Raw genomic sequence first — 6279 nt, forward strand, 5'->3', positions numbered from 1 at the left:
AGTTGCCCATCGCTGCATGGAGAAACTGCTGCCGTTAGAAACATGAACATCAATACTAGCTAGACCACCCTCATTAAAGGATTTAGCGACGTCATCTTTTCCATCTCCATTAAAATCACCCACTACCCATTGTTGAGTATCCCAAAACCCACCTTGACCAGTTGCCCATCGCTGCATGGAGAAACTGCTGCCGTTAGAAACATGAACATCAATACTAGCTAGACCACCCTCATTAAAGGATTTAGCTACATCATCTTTTCCATCTCCATTAAAATCACCCGCCAGCCACTGTTGAGCATCCCAAAACCCACCTTGACGAGTCGCCCATCTTTGCATAGTAAGCAAGTTTGGGGGATTAGGATTAGTACCTCCCAAAGCCTTAAACACATTGAGCCGCTTACCAGAAACCGTTTTACCGGCAAGGGATGCCAGGGGGTCGCCCGTGTTCATTAAGGCGTTTTTCACCTGTTGGGCTGTCCAAGTAGGATTTTGTGACCACAATAAAGCCGCCGCCCCTGCCACATGGGGACTTGCCATGGATGTCCCTGAAAGGGTCGCGTATCCACCACCAGGAGCTAGACTGTAAATGTCTGAACCAGGTGCACCTAAATCTACGCTGGTTAAGCCATAGTTTGAACCCCACCAACCACCAGTGTTAGCAAATGTCACCAGTTGATCATTACGATTGGTAGCGGCAACTGAAATAATGTTGGCAAGGTTGTAGCTGGCGGGATAGAAAGGATTCGCATCATTATTGTTACCATTATTACCAGCCGCCGCAATAAATAAAGCCCCTGCCTGACCCGCCGCGTTAATCGCATTGTAGAGTCCTTGACTAAAACCGCCGCCTCCCCAGGAATTATTGGTGAGCTTAACTCCTTTGGCCGTCGCATAGTTAATTGCCTTAATGGCATTGGAGGTAGAGCCTGATCCTTGATCATTCAAAAACTTCAGGGGCATGATTTTGGCATTCCAAGCCACTCCTGTCACGCCGACCCCATTATTTCCTTTGCCAGCAATGGTTCCCGAAACATGGGTTCCGTGACCCTGAACATCACTGGGGTTATTGTCGTTGTAGGCAAAGTCCCAACCGCGAATGTCATCAACGTAGCCATTGCCATCGTTGTCAATGCCATCTCCGGCAATTTCCCCTGGGTTTGTCCAGATATTACCGGCCAAATCGGGATGATTGTAGTCAACCCCCGTATCAAGAACCCCAATCACTAAATTAGGATTGCCTTTTTGAATATCCCAGGCTTCCGGGGCATCAATATCGGCATCGGGAGTACCGCCACTTTGTCCGGTGTTATGCAATCCCCAAAGTTGATTAAAACTGGGGTCATTGGGGAACGTGGCCTGGGTACTAATTGTACCCAGCGTCCGAATATAGTCGGGTTCAATGTATTCAAAAATCGGATGGGAGCGATATTGTTTTAGAATCTTCTCCACAGAGAGCGACCCGGATAACTTCCAAATCTCTGCCCCCGTCAGTTTAATCGTCTGGGTGCTAACAGCACCAAAGAGGGACTTAAACTGAGCAACTTCGGCACTGGCGATCCCCTGCTTAAACTTGAGAATCAGTTGATTGGGAGCATAGGGGGCAAGGGTGCTAGTTGCTGCCGGTCTTAGCTCTGAGGTGACGGCGGCAGCGGTGGGTACAGAGGCAGGACTCGACGCTTGACTGGTGGGATAACCAGAAGAGTTCATACTGAGGGAAGCGGGAAAGACCACTTGACTCGTAGCAGCAGGGGAGACTGGAACTGTGGGGGCCTCCGAGGAGAGTGTAGATGGGGAGGGGTTAGAGTTCAGGACTCCTAAGGGAGAAGTTTCCTTCGATGCCGACTCAGCTAAAATCGCACCTTTACGCCCAAGAGGATCTGTGTCATCAATCTGAGCATCAATGCCATGTCTTGTTCCTTCGTCAATTTGTTCTAAATCTGTAGATAAAAGCGTGATATTAAGAGGATTGAGCAAACTGTCACGAACAACGAAATCAAGAAAATCAGCCATCTTTAATTTCCTCCAAGCAAGAGAGATCAATAATTAAGTAGGTAGGCGTTAAAAATTATCAGAGCACCCCGCCTATCAGCACCCCCCTTAATAAGGGGGGCAGGGGGGATCGAACCTAAAATCGATTTTTAATTTAAATATAACCGGCTACTTACAATGGGAATTGTAACCGTTCAAAGCAGAAATGTTCAATCTTGTAACAAAATTTTATAAGATTAACCTTAATTATCTAGACCACAGTTTTTATGAATCCCCTCGTTAATTATTTTCGCAACCTGCACGAAATCCACTCCTCCCAAGCAGCAGTAAAAGAAACCTCCTACTACGGCACTCTCGAAACTCTCCTCAACGAAATCGGTAAAACCCTAAAACCGCGAGTCCGCTGCATTATCAACCTCAGAAATCAGGGTGCGGGATTGCCGGACGGGGGACTTTTTAACGTCGATCAATTCCCCAAAAATCAAGAATTAGAACCTTTTACGGCGATTTTTCCCGAAAGAGGCGCGATCGAGATTAAGGGAACCAAAGAAGATATCAAAAAAATCGCCGCCAGCGAGCAAGTACAAAAATACTGGCAAAAATACGGTCAAGTATTAGTCAGCAATTATCGCGATTTTCTGCTCATCGGTCGCAATAGCCAAGGTCAACCGGTAGAATTAGAAGCCTATAGTTTAGCCCCGTCAGAAGCCGAGTTTTGGCTAAAAACCTCAAATCCATCCAAATTTGCCGCCGAACACGGTGATAGCCTCTTAGAATACCTAAAGAGAGTGCTTTTACAGGCGGCTCCTATCACCTCACCGGCCGATGTTGCTTGGTTTCTTGCTTCCTATGCGCGGGACGCAAAAGCACGCTTAGAACATCATTCCGATCTTCCCGCTCTGGCCAATATTCGTCAAGCTTTAGAAAATGCCCTAGGTATCAAATTTGAACGGGAACAGGGAAATAAATTTTTCCGTTCTACCCTCGTGCAAACCCTCTTTTATGGTTTATTTTCCGCTTGGGTATTATGGCACAAGCAAAACCTCAATCGCGAGGATAAAGAGGATAAGTTCGATTGGAAATCCGCAGCCCACCATCTCCATGTTCCCATGTTAGCGATCCTATTTGAGCAAATCGCCGCACCGAGTAAGTTAAAATCTTTGGGATTAGTAAGTAGTCGTGCAAAATTAATTTCTTGGTTAGGATAGGCAAAAGGCAAGAGGCAAAAGGCAAAAGCTTGATCGAAATGTGTAATTAATTTTGCTTAGGTACTTAGAAGTTTTGAATTGGACGGGTGCAGCTTTAAATCGAGTGCGACGAGAGGAATTTTTTCGTCAATTCGATGAGGGACAAGCGGTACAGTATTTCTATGAACCATTTTTGCAAGCTTTTGATCCCGATTTACGCAAAGAATTGGGAGTTTGGTACACTCCTCCGGAAATTGTTCGCTATATGGTAGCGCGAGTCGATCGAGTTTTACGAGAAGAATTAAATATTGAGGACGGTTTAGCTAATCCCGATGTTTATATTCTCGATCCTTGCTGTGGCACCGGTGCTTATTTAGTCGAGGTTTTGCGCTATATTACCGATACTTTACAGGAAAATGGCGCGGGTGCTTTAGCCATGGCTTTGGTGAAAAAGGCAGCCATAGAAAGAATTTTCGGTTTCGAGATTTTAACCGCTCCTTTTGTCGTCGCTCATCTACAATTAGGTTTATTCCTGCAAAGTTTGGGTGTACCTTTAATAGAAGATAGTGAACGGGTGGGGATTTATCTGACTAATGCTTTAACCGGTTGGCAACCTCCCGATGAGGAAAGTAAACAGAAAATTCAACAGCTACAATTGAGTTTTCCGGAGTTAAATAAGGAACGAGAGGCAGCCGATGAAGTTAAGCGCGGTAAACCGATTTTAGTTATTCTCGGTAATCCTCCCTACAATGCTTTTGCTGGAACCAGTCCCGCAGAAGAAGCAGGTTTAGTGGAAGTGTATAAACAGGGTTTAATCTCCGATTGGGGGATTAAAAAGTTTAATTTGGATGAGTTATATGTGCGCTTTTTCCGTTTAGCAGAAAGATGTATTTCAGAAAATACTGGTAAAGGGGTTGTTTGTTATATTTCTAACTATTCTTGGGTTAGTGAACCTTCTTTTGTTGTCTTGAGACAGAATCTATTAAAGAATTTCAATAAGTTCTGGATCGAAAATATGCACGGAAATCGCAAAATTTCTGAATATGCACCCGATGGTAGAACCAGTGAGACAATTTTCTCAATACCCGGATTCTCAGCAGGAATTCAACAGGGAGTGGTGATTTCTCTTTGGTTGAAAAATAGTTCTCAGCAAGGAACTAAAGTCTTATTTCGAGATGATATTGATGCAGCTAAAGCAGTTGAAAGAAGGTCACAACTTTTAGAAAGCTTAAATAATCAAGATTTTGATTCTTTGTATCAAGTCTCTAACCCAGAACAATCTAATCGTTATTCTTTCCGTCCCTCCGATGTTTCTTCTCACTATTTAGCATGGCCAAAGTTAACAGATTTATCTTGTCAAGATTCATCATTAATTATTCCATTACAGGGTATGGATGAAGATCGTGCAAATGCACTTATAGATTGTGATCAAGATATTTTATCATTAAGAATGCAAAAGTATTTTGATAAAACAACTGACTGGGATGAATTTTTAACTTTAAAAACTGGGTTAAGTCGAGATAGCGCGTCTTTTGATGCTAAAACTGTACGAAAAAAAGCACATCAATTAGATTCGTTTAAAGAAAATAACCTGAAAAGATATAATTTCCGTCCCTATGATACAAGATGGTGTTATATTACTTTAGCCCCTAATGTTTGGAAAAGAGTAAGGCCAGATTTATATGTACAATACACACATAAAAATTTATTTTTATTAAGTCGTTCTAAAGGAGTTGCTCAACCAGAAGGAATTCCATTTCTATTTACTCAAAGTCTTTTTGCTAGGGATTGTATGAGAGGTCATGCAGTTGCATTTCCCATGTTAATTTATCCTTCTGCGAAACATGAAGCAAAAAAACAAGATAAATTATTTAATGTTGAAAGTTATACAAATGTTAAAACAAAAGCCAATCTCTCGGAAAAATCTCGTCAATACTTAAATCAACTGGGTATTAATAATCTTGAGGAAAATATCGAGAATGCCTCCTTAATTTGGCTGCACTCGTTAGCGATTGGGTACTCTCCCTTGTATCTTCGGGAAAATGCCGACGGTATTCGTCAAGACTTCCCACGAATTCCCCTTCCCAATAGCCAAGAATTATTAATTAAATCTGCCCAACTAGGACAAGCGATCGCATCTCTTTTAGACACAGAAAACCCCGTTATAGGAGTCACCAAAAAACCGACCCCTGCACTGCAAAAAATCGCCTTGATTTCCTGCACTGATGGGGGAAATTTAAACCCGGATAAGGGGGATTTAATTATTAACGTCGGTTGGGGACATGGGGGTAAAAATGGTGTGACAATGCCGGGTAAAGGAAAAGCGATCGCCAGACAATATACAACCGCAGAAATGAGCGTAATTAGCCCAGAAATGCGAAAATTATTAGGAACGACCACCTATGATATTTATCTCAATGATCGAGCCTATTGGCAAAATATACCATCCCGGGTTTGGGAATATACCATCGGGGGTTATCAAGTTATTAAAAAATGGCTAAGTTATCGCGAGGAAAAATTATTAGGACGGGGATTAACTATCGCAGAAGTGCAGGAAGTAAGCGAGATGACTAGAAGAATTACTGCGATTATTCTCCTAGAATCAGATCTAGATGATAACTACCAAAATATCAAAACAGCCGTGTATTCTTTTTAACTTAGTGTCAGCAGAATTCCCTCGCTTTTAGCGATGGGATGAATGCTGATACTAAATCCGTTGAGTACAGGCTAGTTATGAGACGAGGCACTCATGCAAGAGGCAAAAGGGGAAATAAATAATCAGTTTTTAATAACAGGATTTAGTATGACATTCAGTTTTTTTCCCACTTCCCACTCCCCAATTCATAATTCATAATTCCTCAAGGATTGGATGATTGAAGCCTTCTGAAGCAAAAGAATATCTGTGATTGCTATCAAAACTGTTATATTATATAAAAATATTTCTGAGATTTTTTCTATGCCTCTAATTAGGGTCTGCTGAATAAATCTAAAAACCTTGTTGGATAAGACTTTTGGACTTTTTTCCCCTCAAAAAGTGCCAGCCATTGCGGGGATCGGGGGAAAATTCAGGTACTTTTTCCCTGAAAATTAGGTAGTTGACCAC

General features: G+C 42.4%; 3 protein-coding genes. 2 read left to right on the forward strand and 1 reads right to left on the reverse strand.

Annotation, left to right across the window (positions count from 1 at the left end; all coding sequences use genetic code 11):
• A partial coding sequence (locus PX481_RS14760) for a S8 family serine peptidase (protein WP_288094847.1) occupies positions 1-2010 on the reverse strand: 2010 nt, incomplete at its 3' end.
• A 245-nt stretch (positions 2011-2255) separates the two neighbouring features.
• On the opposite strand from PX481_RS14760, the gene PX481_RS30170 reads away from it, so the two are divergent.
• Positions 2256-3197, forward strand: a complete 942-nt coding sequence (locus PX481_RS30170; protein WP_502888602.1) for a DNA methyltransferase — start codon at positions 2256-2258, stop codon at positions 3195-3197.
• Between the two features lie 103 nt (positions 3198-3300).
• Complete coding sequence (locus PX481_RS14765; protein WP_502888603.1) at positions 3301-5832, forward strand: type ISP restriction/modification enzyme; 2532 nt, start codon at positions 3301-3303, stop codon at positions 5830-5832.
• Positions 5833-6279: the final 447 nt, after the last annotated feature.

The sequence above is a fragment of the Microcystis sp. M53603_WE2 genome (genome assembly GCF_030065435.1).

What these genes read in the sequence shown, in the direction of transcription:
- PX481_RS30170 (WP_502888602.1), top strand. Translation starts at nt 2,256, where the DNA reads ATGAATCCCCTCGTTAATTATTTTCGCAACCTGCACGAAATCCACTCC.